The sequence below is a fragment of the Klebsiella sp. 141240 genome (genome assembly GCF_050600805.1).
GTDB classification, from domain to species: domain Bacteria; phylum Pseudomonadota; class Gammaproteobacteria; order Enterobacterales; family Enterobacteriaceae; genus Klebsiella; species Klebsiella aerogenes.
In genome coordinates this window covers 217,233-236,394 of the sequence record NZ_JAQIRK010000007.1, presented here as the reverse complement: position 1 = coordinate 236,394, position 19,162 = coordinate 217,233, and the positions used below count along the sequence as shown (strand labels likewise).

Below are 19,162 nucleotides of genomic sequence, written 5' to 3'. Positions count from 1 at the left end.
GCTATGTCTGAGCAGCCGTTAATCATCGGTATTCGCCACCACAGCCCGGCCTGCGCAAGGCTGGTCAAAGAGCAGATTACCGCTGTGCGCCCACGCTATGTCCTGATAGAGGGCCCCGCGGATTTCAACAGCCGCATAGAAGAACTTTTTCTCCCTCATCGGCTACCTGTGGCTATCTATAGCTACTACCAGATCGCTGACGATCCTACGTCGGGAGGCGGTGCTTGGGTGCCTTTCGCCGACTTTTCTCCCGAATGGCAGGCGCTGCAAGCGGCGAAGGCCATTGGGGCGCACATCCGTTTTATCGATCTGCCGCTTTGGGCGCAAACGGCTGATGACCATGATGGCTCGACCGCCCGACTAAGCGGGGATCGGCGGCGTCTGCAGGAGGCCTGCGGCATGGAGAACAGCGACGCGCTATGGGATCATCTGTTCGAAGATGAGTCCCAGCAAGCTTCGCTGGCGCCAGCGCTGGAACACTATTTTTCCCGTCTGCGCGGCGACGAACCGGGCGGGGAGAACAGCCGTCAGCGTGAAGCTTATATGGCACGCTGGCTGGCGTGGGCGATGCAACAAAACGACGGGCCGGTCATGGTAATTTGCGGCGGTTGGCATGCCCCGGCGCTGGCCGCAGGCTGGCGCGGGTGCCCGACGCAGGCGCAGGAGCCCGTGCTGCCGGCGCCTCTCGTCAATGCCGTCACCGGTTGTTATCTCACGCCCTACAGCGAGAAGCGCCTTGATGCTTTAACCGGATACCTTTCCGGTATGCCTGCTCCGGTGTGGCAAGGCTGGTGCTGGGGATTAGGATTGCGGCAAGCCGGAGAAAAGCTGCTACAAACCATACTTGGCAATCTCCGCCAGCGACGCCTGCCAGCCTCCACCGCTGATATGGCGGCGGCGCATCTACGTGCAATGGCGCTGGCGCAGCTACGTGGTCATCGTCTGCCGCTGCGCAGCGACTGGCTGGATGCGCTTGCAGGTACCTTGATCAAAGAGGCGCTAAACGCCCCGCTCCCGTGGAGTTACCGCGGGGTGATTCACCCCGATACCGATCCGCTGCTGCTGACCATTGTCGATACGCTGGCGGGTAGCGGATTTGGCCAGTTGGCGCCGGATACGCCACAACCGCCTTTACCGCAGGATGTCAGTCGGGAACTGGCCCGCCTTGCCATTCCCCTGCCCGGCCAGCTGCATCTTGACCGTCATGAACACTTCGGTCTGACGCAAAGCCAGGTACTGCACCGTCTTACTGTTCTGAATATTCCCGGCATTCACCTTCTGCAAGGTAACTCTACTTCATTATCCGGCGACGGCGCGGAAAGCTGGTCGCTGACCCAGCCGCTTGAACAGCATGTGGCACTGATTGAGGCCGCCCGCTTTGGCGCCACCCTGATGGAAGCCGCCCGTCATTGTCTGGAAGCAAAAATGCTGACATCGGTTGGCATTCGCGGCCTCGCTGATTGCCTGAACCAGGCGGCGCTAGCGGGGCTTTCCGCCTTCAGCCATCAGCTACTCGAACAACTCGCCGTATTAATTGCCGAAGAGAGCGACTTCGCCGAAATGGGCCCGGCGCTGGAAATATTATACGCCTTGTGGCGACTGGATAAGGCCAGCGGCATGCAAGGCTCTGCGGTACTGCAAGCCACGCTCAGCGCGGCGCTGGACCGCGCGCTGTGGCTCTGCGAAACCAATTATCAGCCCGATGAGGCGCAATTCTATGCCCATCTCCATAGCTGGCAGACCCTGGGACATATTCTTCGCGATCGGCACTGCGCTACCGTGCTTACAGGCCCGGCATTCGACGCCGCGCTCGCGCTGCTCCAGCGGCGTCTTGCCGACGTAGATGCAGCCCCCATTGACCGCGGCGCGGCGCTGGGCGCGCTCATCCGGCTTGAACACCCCTGCGCCAGCGCGCAGACGGCGCTGGATCTGCTGTCGCAACTCTCCCCACTGCGACTGGGAGAAATGCTGCAAGGCATGCTGGCGTTAGCGCGCCACCAGTTAGCCTGTCAGCCTGTTTTTGTCGCCGGCTTCAGCGCGCTATTAGCGCGGCTTGCCGAGGACGAATTCATTATCGCCCTGCCCGATCTTCGCGCCGCGATGGCCTGGCTGCCTCCTCGTGAACGCGGCGCGCTGGCGCAGCAAGTGCTCGATCACTATCACCTGTCAGCGCTGCCAGCCCAGGCGCTGCAAACGCTAAGCCGTTCGCCGGAATGCATAGCCCGCCACCAACAACAAGAGCAGCGGGCGCGCGAAACGCTTAAACACTGGGGAATATATTGATGGACCGACTTACCGACTTACTGACCACCACCGAACTACAGCGCTGGCGGCTGGTGCTGGGCGAGGCCGCCGAAAACAGCCTTGGCGGCCTGAACGAGCAGGCGCGCCAGATTGACCACGCGCTTGAGTGGCTATACGGTCGCGACCCGCAGCGACTGGCGCGCGGCGAACGCTGTGGTACTCTGAATGGCTCAAGCCTGACCACGCCGGAGTGGATCAACGCCGTCCATACCCTCTTTCCGCAGCAGGTCATCGAGCGTCTGGAAAGCGATGCCGTATTGCGCTACGGCATTGACGATGTCGTGACCAATCTGGATGTACTGCGGCATATTACCCCTTCCGAAAGCCTGCTACGCGCAGTATTACACACCAGGCATCTGATGAATCCTGATGTGCTGCATGTTGCTCGCCAACTGGTACGTCAGGTCGTTGAGCAAATTATGGCCCGGCTGGCGAAAGAGGTTCGTCAGGCATTTTCCGGGAGCCGCGATCGCCGCCGCCCTTCACGGCAACCGCTGGCGCGAAACTTTGATTTTAAAAACACGCTGCGCGCCAATCTCAAACATTGGGATCCGCAACACGGCAAGTTGTATATCGAATCACCGCGCTTTATCAGCCGCATTAAACGATACAGCGAACGCTGGCAACTCATCCTGTTGGTGGATCAAAGCGGATCGATGATTGATTCGGTGATTCATTCTGCGGTAATGGCCGCCTGTCTGTGGCAACTGCCGGGGATTCGCACCCATCTGGTGGCCTTTGATACCAATGTAGTAGACCTTACCGCCGATGTAGCCGACCCGGTAGAACTGTTGATGAAGGTCCAGCTCGGCGGCGGCACTAATATTGCTCGCGCCATGGAGTACGCACGCCAGCTCATCGAGCATCCGGCAAAAAGCGTCATTGTCCTGGTAAGCGATTTCTTCGAGGGAGGCGCCCGTTCGCAGCTCGTTGGCCTGGTGAAACAGTGCGTGAAAGATGGTTGCAAAGTGCTGGGACTGGCGGCGCTCGATAGTCATGCTTCCCCATCCTACGACCGTGATACCGCCCAGGCGCTAGTGGACGTCGGGGCGAGGATTGCCGTCATGACGCCAGGTGAACTGGCGGCGTGGCTGGCGGAGAATCTACAATCATGACTCAGGTACGCGCTGAATTACTTGAACTCACCCCACAGGCGCTGACCGCGCTTAGCAACGCCGGCTTCGTTAAGCGAAGCCTTAAAGAACTGGATGCCGGAAATGTTCCTGAATTGACACAGCATACAGACGGCACGCTTACGGCCTGTTTTAGCGACGGTGTCCGCACTCAACTGACTCAAGGACAGTCGCTTAAAGAAGCCAACTGTAGCTGCGGCGCCACCGGTATGTGTCGCCATCGGGTGATGCTGGTATTAAGCTACCAGCGCGCTAACGCCAGCGCAGGCGCAGCAGAAGGCGCACAGCGCTGGAGCCCTTCGCTGTGGCTACCTGAACTCGCTACGCTGCCGGTGGCCACCCGCAGGCGCGCGCAACTGCTGGCGGCTCAGGGATTGGCGGTAGAACTGTTCTGCAGACCCGGCGAACCGCCAGCAGCTAAATTACCCATGAGCGACATCCGCTTCTATTCCCGCAGCAGCCTGCGTTTTGCTCGTTGCGACTGCGTGGAAGGCACGATGTGCGAACACGTCGCGCTGGCGGTACAGGCCTTTGCCGATGCCGAATCACGACAGCCGGGTTTTCACCATCTGATGTGGCAATCACGGGGTAAGGAATCGCTACCTGACGGCGGACCATTCGCCACGCCGCAGGGGGAAACCTGCCGGGTGGCGCTACAGCAACTGATTGATGCTCTCTGGCAAGGCGGCCTCAGCCAGCCCTCTATCAACTACGAAGCCGCATTTATCCGGGCGCATAAAGCAGCGCAAAGCGCCGACTGGCGCTGGGTGGAAAGCGCGGTGGCGCAGCTGCGTCGTGGCGTCGAAGCCTTTCAACAGCGGGCCAGCGACTACCATCCGGCATCGATACTGGCGCAACTGGCAGCGCTCGACGGTCGTATACAAAGTGCGGGCTGGATGGCGCAGCTCGATCGGGATAACATCATTCCGCCATTACCATGGCGTAATATCGTTGGTTCAGGTATTGCTGGCGAGGCCCAGCTTGACTACCTGCGGCTGGTTTCATTAGGCATGCGCAGCTGGCTGGATAACCAACGGTACGGGCTACGGATTTGGTACTGCGACCCGGATACCGGCAACATCCTGCAGCTGTCACGAAGCTGGCCGCTGGCGGAGAACGAGCAGCCCCCCATCTGGCAACGGCGGATATTCAGTTTTCAAGTTGGCGCGCTGGCAGGCGGGCAAATCATCTCGCAATCGGCGCGCCGTACCGCCAATGGCGAACTGTTGCTCGGTAGTAGCCAGCGTCTTAACAGCAACATTCCGCTGACGGCGGAGGCATGGGATCAACTCGTGCCGCCGCTGCGCCAGCCGGGAGCCAGCGCACTACGTAAACATCTGCAAGAGCGCCCACCCGCCTGCGTCCGCCCGCTCACCCAGGTGGATAATTTGTTCGTTTTGCCGGTCGGAAAATGTCTCGCGCTGGGCTGGGACGCTTCGCGGCAAACGCTGGATGCGCGGCTACAAAGCGGCGATGGCGACGATGATATCCTGCAGCTGTCGCTACGGGCCTCCGCCACCGCGCCTTTTGCCATCGAACGCATGGCCTCTCTACTGCGGCAGCAGGAAGATCCCGTTTGTATGGTTTCCGGGTTGGTCACCATGGACGGCGGCACATTAACGCTGGAACCGCTGACGATGATCACCCGTACTCGCGCTTGGGTACTGGACATTGAGGCGGACGCCATCGGCTCGTTACCGTCAGCCAACATCCGGCCTTCCCCGGCGGGGGCGCAAAGCCTTTTGCTGCGCGGCCAGGCGCTGCTTGTTCAGATCCTGCATAACGGCCTGCGCTATCAGCAGCAAAGTTTGTTTCGCGAGGCGCAAATACTGAGCGACGAGCTGGCGAAAAACGGCTTTCATCAGTTGTCCCGACTGTACCGTCAGTTGATTGAGAACGGCACGGCAACTACTAGCGCAACGCTTAATGCGCTAATTCACCTAAGCGAACAACTGGCGCTAATACTCGATTAATAAAAAAAAGGTCATAATATGATCGTTGCGCTAGCTATATTATTAATAGCCGTCGCATTGGGGGCACAGCGTAACTCAACATAGGGAATCGTGATGAAATTTAACCGCAAGATGGCTGGTGTGCTGGCCGTATCCGTTCTGCTGGCGGCGCTCGCCGGCTGCGATAATAAAAAAGAAGAGAGTAAAACCTTTGCGCTGAATACTAACGGCGTCGAACTCAGCTTTACCTACCACTATGACGGCGACAAAGTACTGCGTCAGGATGCCGACAACACCATTCCCTATAAATCGATCGGCGCCGAAAATAAAGAACAGGCGCGGGCCATTATTGAGCCGATTAGCAGCGTGTATCGTAATCTACAGGGCGTTGAGCAGACCATCGACTATAAAGATTCCTACGCGCTTGAGCATCTGACCGTGGATTTCAGCAAAGCGAAAATCAGCGAGCTGTGCAAACTGCCGGGCTCGATGTTCACCGACTGCTCACAGCAGTTTGTTTCGCTATCCGTGTCAACTAAGCTGCTGGAATCGCAGGGTTTTAAAGAAGTGAAGAAGTAAAGAGAGACAGGGCCCGGGCGCAGGCCCGGGTCACTTCTGGCGCTTAGCCTTTGGCGTGCTCGCGCTCGGTAAGACCGCGCAGGAAATAGCGCAAAAACTGATCGCCGCATTCGCGGTAGTTTTTGTGGTCCGGCGCGCGCATCATGGCGGTAATTTCCGGCATCGACACGCGGAATTTTTGCTGAGTCAGGATCGCCAGAATGTCATCGGTCTTCAGCGAAAAGGCGATACGCAATTTTTTCAGTACGATATTGTTATTCACCCGGCGCTCAACCGCCAGCGGCGGCGCTGACTCATCTTTGCCGCGCTTGTCGTAAATCAGACCGTTGAGGAAATTCGACAGTACGACATCCGGGCAGCGCGCAAACCCTTCTTCGTCTTCTTTTTTCAGCCAGGGTACCAGTTGTTCCGCACTCACCGGCGCATCCGCCAGCGCAAAGATGCGTACCAGACCGTTATTATTCGTTTTCAGGGTGTAGCGCAGGCTACGTAAAATATCGTTACTGATCATAATGCCTTCATGATGAAAAATGCTGGCGCTAAGTCTACCATGATTCCGCGTTTTTACAGACCAATCGCCTCTTTCAGGCTTTTCAGATAGCGGCGGCTGACCGGCACCGTTTGTCCGGCGCGCATTAACAATTCCGCCTGCCCATTCTCCTCAAGGCGGATCTCCTTCAAATGCGCCATGTTAACGAGATATTGACGGTGGCAGCGCAACAGCGGCGTACGGCTTTCCAGCGTACGCAAAGTCAGTTCGGTAAACCCTTCTTTGCCTTCACTATCGGTGACGTAAATCCCGCTCATTCGGCTACTCACAAAAGCCACATCTTCCATCTGCAGCAGCCAGATGCGGCTGTGGCCGGTACAGGGAATATACTTCAGCGCCTGCTGGGCATCATCCAACAGTGATACATCCTGCAGGCTGCGCTCGTGGCGCAGGCGACTCAGGGTTTTCTCCAGCCGGGCGTTTTCGATAGGCTTGAGCAGATAATCGAAGGCGTGCTCTTCAAAGGCCTTCACCGCATACTCATCGAAGGCCGTTAAAAAGACGATATAGGGGCGATGTTCTGGATCGAGCATGCCAACCATCTCCAGCCCACTGATACGCGGCATTTGAATATCCAGAAACAGCACGTCCGGGCGCAGCTTATGCACTGCGCCAATCGCCTCGACGGCGTTGCCGCATTCGCCGACGATATCAATATCGCTTTGCGCCTCCAGCAGGATGCGCAGATTTTCCCGCGCCAGCGGCTCATCATCGACGATTAAAACTTTTAGCATGCATTCTCCTCCACAGGCAGTCGCAGCGTGATGCGGGTATATTGTTCCGCTTCGCAAGTGACGCTAATTCCGCAGTCGGCGCCGAAGCGCGTGCGCAGTCGTCTGTCCACCAGACTCATCCCAAGCCCGCTGGCATTAGGGTTATCCCGATACAGCCCGGCATTGTCTTCCACGTCCAGCTGTAGCCAACGCTCATGCTGACTGGCGCGAATGGTAATTTCGCCTACGCCAAGATGCTGAGAAGTGCCGTGCTTGATTGCGTTTTCAACTATCGGCTGTAACGTAAATGCCGGTAGTTGCAGGTGCTCAAGCGACGCAGGCACCTGCATGCGTATCTGCAAATTATCCTGGAATCGCGCCTTCTCAATTTGCAGATAGGCATTCACATGTTCAATTTCGTCCGCCAGGGTGACGATCTCCGTTGGTCGCTTCAGATTTTTGCGAAAGAAGGTCGATAGATACTGCACCAGCTGTCCGGCCTGATCGCTATCGCGGCGGATCACCGCCTTAAGGGTGTTAAGGGCATTAAACAGAAAGTGCGGGTTGACCTGGGCGTGTAGCAGCTTAATTTCCGACTGGGTCAGCAACGCTTTCTGCCGTTCATACTGGCCAGCGAGGATCTGCGCCGACAGCAGTTGCGCTATCCCCTCCCCCAACGTGCGGTTAATCGAGCTAAACAGGCGGTTTTTCGCTTCATACAGCTTGATGGTGCCAATGACCCGTTGATTCTCACCGCGCAGCGGAATGACCAGCGTCGAGCCCAGTTTACAGCCAGGATGAATTGAGCAGCGGTATGGCACCTCGTTGCCGTCGGCATAAACCACTTCGCCGGTATCAATCGCCTTTTGTGTATAGGAAGAGGAGATAGGTTTACCTGGTAGATGATGATCGTCGCCGATACCGGTAAACGCCAGCAGCCTGTCACGGTCGGTAATCGCCACGGCGCCGATATCAAGTTCCTGAATCAGCACCTGAGCGACCTTCATACTGTTCTCTTCGTTGAATCCCTGGCGCAGGATCCCCTCGGTGGAGGCTGCCACCTTTAGCGCGGTGGCGGAAAAAGCCGAAGTGTATTTCTCAAACATCGCCCGTTTATCCAGCAGGATACGCATAAACAGCGCGGCGCCGACGGTATTGGTAACCATCATTGGCGCGGCAATACTCTGCACCAGGTGCAGCGCATCCTGGAATGGCCGCGCAATCAGCAGGATTATCAGCATCTGTACCAGTTCAGCGAAAAAGGTTATCGCCCCGGCGGTGAGCGGGCTGAAAACTTTATCCGGACGTCCGCGTTTAATCAGAATGCTGTGCACCAGGCCACCGAGCAGCCCTTCAACTATGGTCGACACCATACAGCTTAGCGCCGTCATTCCGCCCAGCGAATAGCGATGCAGGCCTCCGGTCAGCCCCACCAGACCGCCGACCACCGGGCCGCCGAGCAGGCCGCCCATCACTGCGCCAATAGCGCGTGTATTAGCAATAGAGTCTTCGATATGTAGACCGAAATAGGTCCCCATAATGCAAAAAATCGAGAAGGTGACATAGCACAGCAACTTATGCGGCAGACGCACGGTGACCTGCATCAGGGGGATGAACAGCCGCGTTTTACTCATCAGCCAGGCGATGACCAGAAACACGCACATCTGCTGGAGCAGCAGCAATACCAGATCGAACTCGTACATACCCGCCAACCACACAACCTTTGAAAGCGCGTAACATACACTGACCGCTTATAACTTTCTTTGAAGCGATACAAGAAAATGATAAATCATGGTGACGATCACACTTCTCACCGTCTCGCCGTCGCCGTAAAGTGCAAAAAATGAACAATTGATAAACCCCTTCTACAGTTAAATGAGGAGAACACGGCGGGAGGGGAAAATGGCGCTGTATACGATAGGCGAAGTGGCTCAGCTTTGTGATATCAACCCCGTGACGCTGCGAGCCTGGCAGCGACGTTATGAACTTATCAAGCCGCAACGCACCGATGGCGGCCATCGTTTATTCAATGACAGTGAAATCGATCGCATCCGCGAAATTAAGCGCTGGATTGATGCCGGCGTTCAGGTCGGTAAGGTAAAAAATCTGCTGCCCGATCGCGAAGCGGATGTCGAAGACGGCTGGCGCGAACAGCAGGAAATTTTGCTCGGTTTTCTGCAGGAAGGTCATTACCAACGGGTGCGGCTATGGCTCAAAGAGCGCAGCCACAGCTATAGCGCACAGATGCTGGTACATCATCTGCTTAATCCGCTTCGTCACCGCCTGCTAAGCCCTCAGCCGACTTTACTGGCGCTGCGTAGCCTGCTCGATGGTATCTTAATCAACCACATCGCCCAATGTCTCGCCCACGCCTGGAAGCGCCCCGGTCATCACGCGGTGGTGGTGGGTTGGAATACCGATGACACCACTCAATTGTGGCTGGAAGGGTGGATCGCCTGCGAGCAGGGCTGGCGGGTGGATATTGTCGCGCATTCGCTTAATCAGATCCGCCCGCAGCTATTTCCCGACAGTACCCTGCTGGTGTGGTGCCCCGCGCCGCCGGGTAGCCCGCAGGCAGCACAGCTCCGCGAATGGGAACAGCGGGAAAATCTGATCTGGCTAAATAGCAATTAATGTTTCATTAACACCTGCGCTTCACCGTATAATCCCACCGTTAACAAAAGGAGCCTATCATGAAGCCTGCGAAAATCGCGGTCATTACCCTCTTCTTATGCATGGCCATTGGCGGGATCGGCGGCGTCATGCTGGCGGGTTACTCGTTTATTGTTCGCGGTGGTGTCGGCTGATCCACTGGTTCAGCCGTTCAAAAAAGCGGTCGATAATGATCGCGGCGAGCGCCACCAGCAGCGCCCCCTGCAGCACATAAGCGGTATTAAAACCGCTGAGGCCGATAATTATCGGCGTGCCGAGCGTGTTGGCGCCCACCGTTGAGGCAATGGTTGCCGTACCAATATTGACGATGGTCGAGGTGCGGATCCCGGCCAGCATTACCGGCGCCGCCAGCGGCAGCTCCACCTTACACAACCGCTGCCAACCGCTCATCCCCATCCCCTCGGCAATATTCAATACCCCAGGCGATATCGAACTTAATCCAGCCAGCGTTCCCTGCAGCACGGGCAATATTCCGTATAGCGCCAGCGCAATAAGCGCTGGCTGCCAGCCGAACCCCATCACCGGCACCGCGATCGCCAGTACCGCTACCGGCGGAAATGTCTGTCCCATGGCGGCGATGGTTTCCACCAGTGGGCGAAACTCTCGTCCGGCGGGTCGGGTGACGAGAACCCCCGCCCCCACGCCGATAACCGTCGCGGCAATACTGGAGAGCGCCACCAGCCAAAAGTGGGCCAGCGTCAGCGCCAGAAAACTCTCCTGCTGATACACCGGGCGCGGCAGCTCCGGAAACAGCCAGCTAAACAGCGGCGCGCTGTGGGGCAATGCCAGCAGCAGCGCGATAAACAGCGCCACCAGCCACAGCAGCGGATCGCGAAGCGCCTTCACGTCGTGCCCCTATCGTGTAGCAGGTCTGCAAAGTGCAACGTACCACACGCTTCGCCCTGTTCATCGACCACCGGCAAAACGTCGCGACGGTGGGCCACAAATTGCGACAGCGCCTCGCGCAACGTCATAGAGACGTTCAGCGCATCGCCCGTCAGCCGTTCATCCCGGCGCAGGTAATCCCCAACGCCGCGTAGCGAGAGCAACCGAACGCCCAGTTCGCTACGGCCAAAAAAGGTTTCAACAAAAGCGTTTTTCGGCTGCAGCAGCATTTGTAACGGCTCCCCCTGCTGCACCACTTCGCCGCCGTCCATCAGCACCAGATGATCCGCCAGGCGTAGCGCTTCGTCGATATCATGGGTGACGAGCACGATCGTGCGCCCAAACAGACGATGAATGCGCAGCATCTCCTGCTGCAACGCTTCGCGGGTGACCGGATCCAGCGCGCCAAATGGCTCATCCATTAACAGCACCTCCGGGTTGGCCGCCAGCGCCCGCGCCACGCCAACGCGCTGCTGCTGGCCGCCGGAAAGCTGATGCGGGTAGCGATCGCGCAGCAGAGGTTCCAGGCCAAGTAACGCCATGAGTTCATCAATCCGCTCGTTAATTTTTCCGCGCGGCCACTTTTGCAGCTGCGGCACGGTGGCGATATTCTGCGCCACCGTCCAGTGTGGAAACAGGCCGATAGACTGAATGGCGTACCCCATACGGCGACGTAGCGTCAGCAGCGGCTGTCGGCGGATATCCTCGCCGGCGAAGCGTATCACTCCGCTATCCTGTTCCACGAGTTGATTAATCATCTTCAGAGTGGTCGATTTTCCGGAGCCGGACGTCCCTATCAACACCGAAAACGCCCCCTCGCACAGATGCAGGTTGAGATCCTTTACCGCCGGCTGCCCGGCAAAGGCTTTATTCACCCCGTCGAACTCAATCATGCGCCTCTCCTTTTAGCAACGCGCCCCATAGCGCAAACACGGCGTCCACTACCACCGCCAGCGCAATCGTCGGAATGACCCCCAGCAGCACCAAATCCAGCGCGCTGCTGAGGAGCCCCTGAAACACCAAAGCGCCGAAGCCGCCCGCGCCTATCAGCGCCGCCACCACCGCCATACCGACGGTCTGCACGCTGACCACCCGCAAGCTGCGCAGCAGAATCGGTAGCGCCAACGGCATTTGGACCTGGCGGAAACGCTGTCCGCCGCTCATTCCCATCGCGGTCGCGCTTTCCAGCGCCTCGCGCGGTACCTGTTGCAGCCCGGTCACCACCCCACGCACCAGCGGCAATAGCGCGTACAGCACCAGCGCGATCAGCGCCGGCGCCAGACCGGTTCCGGAAATGCCAATATCCCCCAGCCACGGAAAATGGCGCGTCAACCCGGCCAACGGCGCAATCAACAAACCGAATAGCGCCACCGAGGGAATAGTTTGAATCACATTAAGGAAGGTGAATACCGGCGCCTGCCAGCTGGGGCGTCGCCAGAGGACAAAGCCTATCGATAAACCCAATAACAATCCGGGCAGCAACGTCCCGAACAATAGCCATAGATGCTGACGCAGCGCGTCATTAAAGACATCCTCGCGGTTAGCATATTCTTTCAGCAAAGAGAGTTGGTCGAGCGACCCATGCCACAGCAGCAGGCACGGTAGCAGCCAAAGCTGCGCATTCAGCAACCAACGCCACAGCGCTCGCGGCGTCAAACGGCGAATAATATCGCTGGCAATCAGCAGGCATAGCGCGAGAGCAAGCCATAATCCGCTACCGGGAGAAGTACGCGCCAGCGGGGAGCCCTGTTGGACCAGTTGTAGCGCGACATGCCCGGCGCCCCACATTAGTAAAGGCAGGAGTAAATCGGCAATAAGCAGACTACCGAGCAACGCCAGACGACCGGGGAGCCAACACATTAGCAATAACAGCAGCCCCCCCGCCAGCTGCGCCGCCGCCAGCCACGGCATCTGCGTCCAAAGCCAACGCGCTTCCCCGGAGAGCAGACGGTTAGGGGCATAAGTGACAAACGGCAGCGCCGCCACGGCCAATAGCAGTAGCGTGAGCAGCAGCGCCACGCGGTTATAACAACGAATAGTCACCAGTCCTTACTTCAGCAGCCCTTTTTGTTGCAGGTAATCGGCGGCCACGCTCTTCGCGTCACGCCCTTCAACGGCAATACTCGCGTTTAATTTCTGCAACGTTTTTTCATCGAGGCTGGCGAACACCGGCTCCAGCCACTGCGCCATCTGCGGATACGCCTTCAGCACCGCGTCGCGCACAACCGGCGCCGGCGCGTAAATGGGCTGTACGCCTTTTGGATCGCTCAGGGTTTGTAACCCCAGCGCCGCCACCGGCCCATCGGTACCATAGGCCATCGCCGCGTTAACGCCGGAGGTTTGCTGTGCCGCCGCTTTGATCGTCACTGCGGTATCGCCGCCCGCCAGCGACAACAGCTGATTCTGATTAAGCTTAAATCCGTAAGCTTTTTCAAATGCCGGCAGGGCATCGGCGCGCTCGATAAATTCCGCGGAAGCCGCCAGTTTGAAGTCGCCGCCCTTCTGTAGATAGGCGCTAAGATCGGCCAAAGAAGTAAGATGATTTTGCTCTGCCACTTCCTGTCGCACCGCGATAGTCCAGGTATTATTGGCGGGGGCAGGAGTCAGCCAGATCAGCTTGTTTTTGTCCGCGTCCAGCTTCTTAACTTTTTCATAGCCCTGTTTGGCGTTTTTCCACGCCGGATCATTTTCATCTTTAAAGAAGAAAGCCCCGTTGCCGGTGTATTCCGGATAGATATCCAGCTCACCGGCGGTAATCGCTCCGCGAACCACCGGCGTGGTGCCAAGCTGAACTTTATTGATCGTTTTCACACCGTGACTTTCCAGCACCTGCAAAATGATATTGCCGAGCAGCGCCCCTTCTGTATCAATTTTCGAGCCCACCTTCACCGGTTCTGCCGCCAGTGAAGAGCAGCTGATGAGTACCAGGCCTGATACGATTGTCTTAATCTTTATTTTGCTCATCAATTTTCACCACTCCTCATATCTCAGTACTAAAGCTTAGGCGCTAAGCTAAAATTCATCAAAGAAAAGTAGCAAAACAATAAAATCATGAACCTTAAAAAACATTAAAAGAAAATCGTCACTTTACTTCATGCATTAAATGCCGAATATCGAACATTAAATATTGCATCCCTCGTCCAAAATCACGATACTTCAACAATTAAGATTTAACGAAAGGTTTCCCTCTAGATAGAGCATGAATCAATGAATTAGAAAATAATAATTCAAATAACGAATTCATGATCACCCCACACCCATTTTAAATGGATAAGTAATGCTTAACTCATGCAGGTGAAACAATTCCCATCAGAACGGATTTATCTAATGAAATTTTTACTGAATGAACATATCGTTTTCGATTTCGACACCAGCACAATATTCACCGAAGAATCTCCTGACGATCCAATACAAATTTCGAACCCTGCCAAGAGACTTCTTTATTTATTACTCTCCCATTCCGGGGAGGTTGTTTGCCGGGAAGTATTATTCAAAAAAGTTTGGGATGACTTTGGTATGGTTTCCAGCAATAACAATCTTAATCAATGTATTAGTAAATTACGCCGAATACTACGCCATTTTAATCAGAACGAAGAAATTATTATTACCGTCCCGAAAGTGGGATTTATGCTAAACAAGCAAATTGTTGTTGAAGAACTTGTTGATCATGCCTCTCCGATTGCCAATACATCAGCAATCATATCCGATTGTCCAACAGTAAAACTATCACAGTATCATAGGCAACATTTTGCGCCGGGGTTGTGGACATGTATCTTCGCCGCATGTTGTGTATCCATATCGCTAATATTATTAATCACATTTCTATTTTTCAATAGCTCACATCACCAGGATGAATTATTAATAGGTTCAGCAAGAACCTGCGCAGTACGGATTGCAGAAAATGCAGCCGATCTGGCGACACTATCTAGTTTTAAAAAAGATGTCCTTCAGAGTCTGCAACAACTTAATTTACACTGTAACCATGATCAATATATTCTGCTGGTTCGTAATGAATCTCTCACGTCCAGAACGTTGGGGGTATCACGTTACTCCCCTCTTTTGTGCGAAAAAATAATATCAAACGAATCAGATATTTGCCTAAAAATACAAATATCAACCATTCTCAAGTAGCGCAATAATATCGCAAGCAGAATAGCCAAACGCTCCACTCGTTAGATGGTCACATAAATATTCACCTACTAAATTAATCAATAAAAATTAATAAATAAAATCAGAAAATGAAAATTAACCATCAAAACAAAAATATAAATAATAAGAAAGTGATATTTAATATTTACAATAAATTCATTCGACAATATTATTCAATCTACATGAATACCTGCCGCGAGAAACATGAAGGAAAGATCGCAAACATCAACCTTTATCTAGCTCCAGCTCTAGCAATTATTATGAGTCAGGCATCATGCAACAAGGGAATTATATACATTATCTTAATATAGGATAGATTTATATGTTTAAGAAAAATATTTTAGCAATCCTGACAGGTTCTTTGCTGCTTTCCGCAAACGCGATGGCAGCTTCAGATAATACCATTAGTTTCCAGGGCGAAGTGAGTGACGAAACCTGTTCCGTCGCTATCAATGGCAATCAAACTTCACCCGTTGTACTACTGCCTACCGTTAGCAGCACTGAACTGGCCGCCAGTGGCGATACCGCAGGCCAGGCGACTTTTGATATTGGCCTGACTGGCTGTACTGGCAACACCGCTGCAGAGACAAAAATCTCCACCGTATTCGTCGGCAACCAGGTCACCACTAACGGCAACCTTGGTAACACCGGAACCGCAGCAAATGTCGAAGTACAAATTCTGGATACCGCCGGTAAGGCAATTAACCTGACTGACAGCTTCAAAGGGGATGGTGACCTGACGCTGGCAGCAGGCGAAACCGAAGCCAGCGCAACGTATACCGCACAGTACTACGCCAACGGCAAGGCAGCTGCAGGTACTGTAGAAGCCACCATGCAGTACGCCGTGTCTTACCAGTAATCGTTTATATGTGGCCTACTGCGTTTGTGTAGGCCACATTTTTAGCCTTCATGGAGCCGTTGAAATGGTAAAGGACTTTATCCGTTATGGCATTCGATATCTCACTGGCGTGGCGCTTATATTACTGCCACTGACCTTTTCATGGGCCAGCGTGACGCTATTAGGTAGCCGTATAATTTATCCTTCAGATGTCACATCCGTGGACGTCCAGTTAAAAAACAACGATACGTTCCCCTATGTTGTACAAACATGGTTTGATAATGGCGATATCGACGCCGACCCACAGGCTGTCGGCACTGTCCCTTTCCTGGCAACGCCGCCCGTTTTTCGTATTCAAGCGAAATCTGGCCAGGTTGTCCGTGTTGTATACAGTAAGACCAAAGCATTACCGCTGGATCGCGAATCGGTTTTTTGGTTTAACGCCCTACAGGTTCCGCCAGCTAACGTTAACGGCGATAAAAAGCAAAATAAAATGCTGGTGATGCTGCGTACGCGTATCAAATTATTTTATCGCCCAGCCAAATTAGGCGCACCAGGAAATCTGGTTAAAAAACTACAAATAAAAACGGTTTTCGACGCAAATAAAGGCACTGGTATTAACGTTATTAATCCACACCCCTGGTACGCCTCTATTAGCAATCTAACGGCGAGCGCCAGCGGCAAAACGTATACACTGAAAACCGATATGGTTGCCCCATTCAGTAACCAAATATTTTGGCTGCCGGAAAATAATAATGCCAAACGGACTACTGGTAGCGTAAATGTCACCCTGGTTAACGATCAGGGCGCAAGGATTAGCGAGCGATATAATGTTACTTATCCCTGAACTCCCCCCGCAAAAACTTGCAGTGCTAGTCGGCTTACTTTGCATTAATCCTGCTTTAGCCGAAGATTTCTATTTTGATCCTAACTTATTCCAGGGTTCGTCCTATGGTCAAAATATAGAGAAATTTAACCAACCGCACACCGCCTCTGGCCTTTATGTGGTGGATATTTTCGTCAATAATACACTAGTGAAATCTGGTGTACCGATTCAGTTCAAAGTCTTAGAGAATGAAAAGGATACTGAACCCTGCCTGCCGCTGGCAATCATGAAAACCGCGCAAGTAAAATCATTACCCGAAAAAGATGATGCATCATGCCGCTCCCTAACTCAGTGGGTGCCGCAGGCTAAGTGGGATTTTGAAGCAGCGATACTTCGTTTATCGCTGACTATTCCAATGACTGAACTCAATCGTGTTCCGCGCGGGTATATCCCACCAACGGAATGGGATAGCGGCGCCCTGGCGCTTTTTTTTCGCCACAATAGTAGCTATACCGTCACCGAGAATACCGACAATAACTCTCGCTATCAGTATTTATGGAGCGGGATTAATGCTGGAACCAATCTTGGATTATGGCAAGTGCGCCATCAGGGAAATATGCGTTATGCCGATAGCGACGAAAGTGGAAACGAATATCACTACGATAGCGTTCGTACCTGGGTGCAGCGGCCTATCCAGCAAATCAATAGCGTCATCAGCGTGGGTGATAATTATACCGACTCAAGTCTATTTGGCAGTATTTCCTTTAACGGTGTCAAACTTGCCACTGATGAACGAATGTGGCCTCAGGGAAAACGCGGTTACGCGCCAGAAGTTCGTGGTATAGCGGCAAGCAGCGCCCGGGTAGTGGTGAAACAGCTGGGTAAAACTATCTACGAAACCAATGTTCCGCCTGGGCCGTTTATCATTGACGATCTGTATAACACCCGTAATCAGGGGGATTTACAAGTCGAAGTGATTGAAGCCAGTGGTAAAACGTCTTCTTTCACCGTTCCCTATTCCGCGGTGCCTGATTCCGTTCGTCCAGGCAATTGGCATTATTCGCTCGCCTTAGGGCGCGTACGCCAATATTACAGCGTTGATAATGACTTTTTCGAGGGAACGCTGCAGCACGGGATCAATAACAATGTCACTATTAATCTCGGTTCCAGAATCGCCGAGGACTACCAGGCCTGGCTGGCTGGTGGAGTCTGGGCCACCTGGCTTGGCGCATTCGGCGTAAATGCCACCTGGTCTAATGCTGTCGTGGAAGATAATAATCGCCATCAGGGCTGGCGCGCGGAATTGAGCTATAGCAAAACCTTCGAAACCGGCACCAATCTGGTACTGGCGGCATACCGATATTCAACAGATGGATTCCGCGATCTCCAGGATGTCTTGGGTGTTCGACGCCAGCAAGAAACTGGGACTGATTATTATTCGGATACCTTACAACAGCGTAATCGCCTCTCCGCTACCATTAGTCAGCCGTTAGCAGGCTTCGGTACCTTAAATTTAAGCGCCAGTACGGCGGATTATTATAGTAATCAGTCACGACTCACCGAACTACAGCTTGGGTACAGCAACCAGTGGAAACAAATAAGCTACGGCATCAACGTCGCCCGCCAGCGCAGCACCTGGGATTACGGCCATTACTATTACGGCGTTGGCGACGAATCAGACAGCAGTACGCAGGAGAAATATACTGAAACCACCGTTTCGTTTAATATTTCCATTCCATTGGATTGGGGCGAAAACCGCACTTCGATGGCCATGAACTATAACCAAACGCACGAAAGCCGGTCATCAACCATATCGATGACCGGCACCAGCGGCGATAACAGTAATTTGTCATGGTCGGTGTATGGCGGCTATGAACGCTACCGCAATGGCGATAGCGGGTCATCGTCAACCTTTGGCGGCAATGCCCAGCAAAATACGCGAATTGGCGCCCTACGGGCCAGCTACGATCAGGGCAATAACTATCGCCAGAGCGCGATTGGCGCGTCCGGAACAATTGTTGTGCACCCTGGGGGAATAACCGCAGGGCCATACGCCAGCGATACCTTCGCCCTAATTCACGCTGATGGCGCAGAGGGAGCTGAGGTACAAAACGGCCAGGGCGCAGTTATTGATCGTTTTGGTTATGCCATCTTACCGTCGCTTTCTCCTTACCGCGCCAACACCGTCGCTCTGAATACACAAAAAATGAACAGCAACGCTGAATTAACCGGCGGTAGCCAACGCGTCGTACCCTATGCAGGCGCCATTGCACGCGTTAATTTTGCCACCCTTTCCGGAAAAGCCGTGCTGATCAACGTAAAAACCCGCGATGGCCATCTGCCGCCGATGGGCGCCGACGTGATAAACGGTGAAGGAGCGGTAATTGGGATGGTCGGCCAGGGCGGGCAGATTTACGCCCGTATCGCCACGGCCTCGGGCTCGCTATTGGTGCGCTGGGGAGATAACAACGCCCTCTCCTGTCGGGTGAGCTACCAAATCGATTTAAAAACCAATGACGATCTTCAGTATCTGGATAAGATCTGTGAAAAGGATTAACGC

The 19,162-nt window shown here is 54.3% G+C and carries 17 protein-coding genes; 10 read left to right on the top strand and 7 right to left on the bottom strand.

Annotated features, from left to right (window positions below; translation table 11 throughout):
* Positions 1-3: 3 nt before the first annotated feature.
* From PGQ95_RS15185 to PGQ95_RS15170, 4 genes are all read left to right on the top strand, one after another.
* Positions 4-2,283 (top strand): DUF5682 family protein, encoded by a 2,280-nt coding sequence (locus tag PGQ95_RS15185; protein ID WP_430918581.1) that lies wholly within the window; start codon positions 4-6, stop codon positions 2,281-2,283.
* On the top strand, positions 2,283-3,419 hold the full coding sequence (locus tag PGQ95_RS15180) for a vWA domain-containing protein (RefSeq protein ID WP_430918579.1): 1,137 nt from the start codon (positions 2,283-2,285) through the stop codon (positions 3,417-3,419). Before PGQ95_RS15185 ends, PGQ95_RS15180 begins: the two co-directional genes overlap by 1 nt.
* Positions 3,416-5,410 carry an SWIM zinc finger family protein gene (locus PGQ95_RS15175; RefSeq protein ID WP_430918577.1) on the top strand — a complete coding sequence of 665 codons (1,995 nt, stop codon included), beginning with the start codon at positions 3,416-3,418 and terminating at the stop codon, positions 5,408-5,410. The genes PGQ95_RS15180 and PGQ95_RS15175 overlap by 4 nt, the downstream gene beginning before the upstream one ends.
* 93 nt (positions 5,411-5,503) lie before the next feature.
* Positions 5,504-5,968 (top strand): YehR family lipoprotein, encoded by a 465-nt coding sequence (locus PGQ95_RS15170; protein ID WP_015365748.1) that lies wholly within the window; start codon positions 5,504-5,506, stop codon positions 5,966-5,968.
* A gap of 43 nt (positions 5,969-6,011) precedes the next feature.
* On the opposite strand, the gene PGQ95_RS15165 is transcribed toward PGQ95_RS15170, so the two are convergent.
* Genes PGQ95_RS15165 through PGQ95_RS15155 form a run of 3 tightly spaced genes read right to left on the bottom strand, consistent with a single transcriptional unit; the run spans position 6,012 to position 8,934 of the window.
* On the bottom strand, positions 6,012-6,479 hold the full coding sequence (locus PGQ95_RS15165; RefSeq protein WP_015706088.1) for a DUF1456 family protein: 468 nt from the start codon (positions 6,477-6,479) through the stop codon (positions 6,012-6,014).
* 53 nt (positions 6,480-6,532) lie between these two features.
* Positions 6,533-7,252: a two-component system response regulator BtsR gene (gene btsR / locus PGQ95_RS15160; protein WP_087860183.1), complete on the bottom strand. Its 720-nt coding sequence runs from the start codon at positions 7,250-7,252 to the stop codon at positions 6,533-6,535.
* Positions 7,246-8,934 (bottom strand): sensor histidine kinase, encoded by a 1,689-nt coding sequence (locus PGQ95_RS15155; protein WP_087860182.1) that lies wholly within the window; start codon positions 8,932-8,934, stop codon positions 7,246-7,248. Before PGQ95_RS15155 ends, btsR begins: the two co-directional genes overlap by 7 nt.
* Before the next feature lie 199 nt (positions 8,935-9,133).
* Between PGQ95_RS15155 and PGQ95_RS15150 the strand changes: the two genes are divergently transcribed.
* Complete coding sequence (locus PGQ95_RS15150; RefSeq protein WP_113374376.1) at positions 9,134-9,865, top strand: MerR family transcriptional regulator; 732 nt, start codon at positions 9,134-9,136, stop codon at positions 9,863-9,865.
* Positions 9,866-9,924: 59 nt separating this feature from the next.
* Positions 9,925-10,038, top strand: a complete 114-nt coding sequence (locus PGQ95_RS15145) for a protein YohO (protein WP_015365743.1) — start codon at positions 9,925-9,927, stop codon at positions 10,036-10,038.
* Here PGQ95_RS15145 and PGQ95_RS15140 read toward each other — a convergent pair.
* The 4 genes from PGQ95_RS15140 to osmF are packed head-to-tail and all read right to left on the bottom strand — an operon-like array spanning position 10,013 to position 13,753.
* Complete coding sequence (locus PGQ95_RS15140; protein WP_087860180.1) at positions 10,013-10,750, bottom strand: ABC transporter permease; 738 nt, start codon at positions 10,748-10,750, stop codon at positions 10,013-10,015. The genes PGQ95_RS15145 and PGQ95_RS15140 overlap by 26 nt on opposite strands.
* Complete coding sequence (locus tag PGQ95_RS15135; protein WP_430918575.1) at positions 10,747-11,682, bottom strand: ABC transporter ATP-binding protein; 936 nt, start codon at positions 11,680-11,682, stop codon at positions 10,747-10,749. The genes PGQ95_RS15140 and PGQ95_RS15135 overlap by 4 nt, the downstream gene beginning before the upstream one ends.
* Complete coding sequence (locus tag PGQ95_RS15130; protein WP_213316991.1) at positions 11,675-12,832, bottom strand: ABC transporter permease; 1,158 nt, start codon at positions 12,830-12,832, stop codon at positions 11,675-11,677. The genes PGQ95_RS15135 and PGQ95_RS15130 overlap by 8 nt, the downstream gene beginning before the upstream one ends.
* Positions 12,833-12,838: 6 nt before the next feature.
* Positions 12,839-13,753 (bottom strand): glycine betaine ABC transporter substrate-binding protein OsmF, encoded by a 915-nt coding sequence (gene osmF / locus PGQ95_RS15125; protein WP_430918572.1) that lies wholly within the window; start codon positions 13,751-13,753, stop codon positions 12,839-12,841.
* A gap of 363 nt (positions 13,754-14,116) precedes the next feature.
* On the opposite strand from osmF, the gene PGQ95_RS15120 reads away from it, so the two are divergent.
* From PGQ95_RS15120 to PGQ95_RS15105, 4 genes are all read left to right on the top strand, one after another.
* Positions 14,117-14,920: a winged helix-turn-helix domain-containing protein gene (locus PGQ95_RS15120; protein ID WP_430918570.1), complete on the top strand. Its 804-nt coding sequence runs from the start codon at positions 14,117-14,119 to the stop codon at positions 14,918-14,920.
* A 340-nt stretch (positions 14,921-15,260) separates the two neighbouring features.
* Positions 15,261-15,797 carry a fimbrial protein gene (locus PGQ95_RS15115; RefSeq protein WP_213316988.1) on the top strand — a complete coding sequence of 179 codons (537 nt, stop codon included), beginning with the start codon at positions 15,261-15,263 and terminating at the stop codon, positions 15,795-15,797.
* 64 nt (positions 15,798-15,861) lie between these two features.
* Positions 15,862-16,623 (top strand): fimbria/pilus periplasmic chaperone, encoded by a 762-nt coding sequence (locus PGQ95_RS15110; protein WP_213316987.1) that lies wholly within the window; start codon positions 15,862-15,864, stop codon positions 16,621-16,623.
* Complete coding sequence (locus PGQ95_RS15105; RefSeq protein WP_430918602.1) at positions 16,607-19,159, top strand: fimbrial outer membrane usher protein; 2,553 nt, start codon at positions 16,607-16,609, stop codon at positions 19,157-19,159. The genes PGQ95_RS15110 and PGQ95_RS15105 overlap by 17 nt, the downstream gene beginning before the upstream one ends.
* The last annotated feature ends 3 nt before the right edge of the window (positions 19,160-19,162 follow it).

Coding starts and splice junctions, on each gene's coding strand:
- PGQ95_RS15105 (WP_430918602.1), top strand. CDS start 16,607: ATGTTACTTATCCCTGAACTCCCCCCGCAAAAACTTGCAGTGCTAGTC.
- PGQ95_RS15155 (WP_087860182.1), bottom strand. CDS start 8,934: ATGTACGAGTTCGATCTGGTATTGCTGCTGCTCCAGCAGATGTGCGTG.
- PGQ95_RS15115 (WP_213316988.1), top strand. CDS start 15,261: ATGTTTAAGAAAAATATTTTAGCAATCCTGACAGGTTCTTTGCTGCTT.
- PGQ95_RS15175 (WP_430918577.1), top strand. CDS start 3,416: ATGACTCAGGTACGCGCTGAATTACTTGAACTCACCCCACAGGCGCTG.
- PGQ95_RS15180 (WP_430918579.1), top strand. CDS start 2,283: ATGGACCGACTTACCGACTTACTGACCACCACCGAACTACAGCGCTGG.
- PGQ95_RS15185 (WP_430918581.1), top strand. CDS start 4: ATGTCTGAGCAGCCGTTAATCATCGGTATTCGCCACCACAGCCCGGCC.
- PGQ95_RS15120 (WP_430918570.1), top strand. CDS start 14,117: ATGAAATTTTTACTGAATGAACATATCGTTTTCGATTTCGACACCAGC.
- osmF (WP_430918572.1), bottom strand. CDS start 13,753: ATGAGCAAAATAAAGATTAAGACAATCGTATCAGGCCTGGTACTCATC.
- PGQ95_RS15165 (WP_015706088.1), bottom strand. CDS start 6,479: ATGATCAGTAACGATATTTTACGTAGCCTGCGCTACACCCTGAAAACG.
- PGQ95_RS15150 (WP_113374376.1), top strand. CDS start 9,134: ATGGCGCTGTATACGATAGGCGAAGTGGCTCAGCTTTGTGATATCAAC.
- btsR (WP_087860183.1), bottom strand. CDS start 7,252: ATGCTAAAAGTTTTAATCGTCGATGATGAGCCGCTGGCGCGGGAAAAT.
- PGQ95_RS15145 (WP_015365743.1), top strand. CDS start 9,925: ATGAAGCCTGCGAAAATCGCGGTCATTACCCTCTTCTTATGCATGGCC.
- PGQ95_RS15135 (WP_430918575.1), bottom strand. CDS start 11,682: ATGATTGAGTTCGACGGGGTGAATAAAGCCTTTGCCGGGCAGCCGGCG.
- PGQ95_RS15110 (WP_213316987.1), top strand. CDS start 15,862: ATGGTAAAGGACTTTATCCGTTATGGCATTCGATATCTCACTGGCGTG.
- PGQ95_RS15170 (WP_015365748.1), top strand. CDS start 5,504: ATGAAATTTAACCGCAAGATGGCTGGTGTGCTGGCCGTATCCGTTCTG.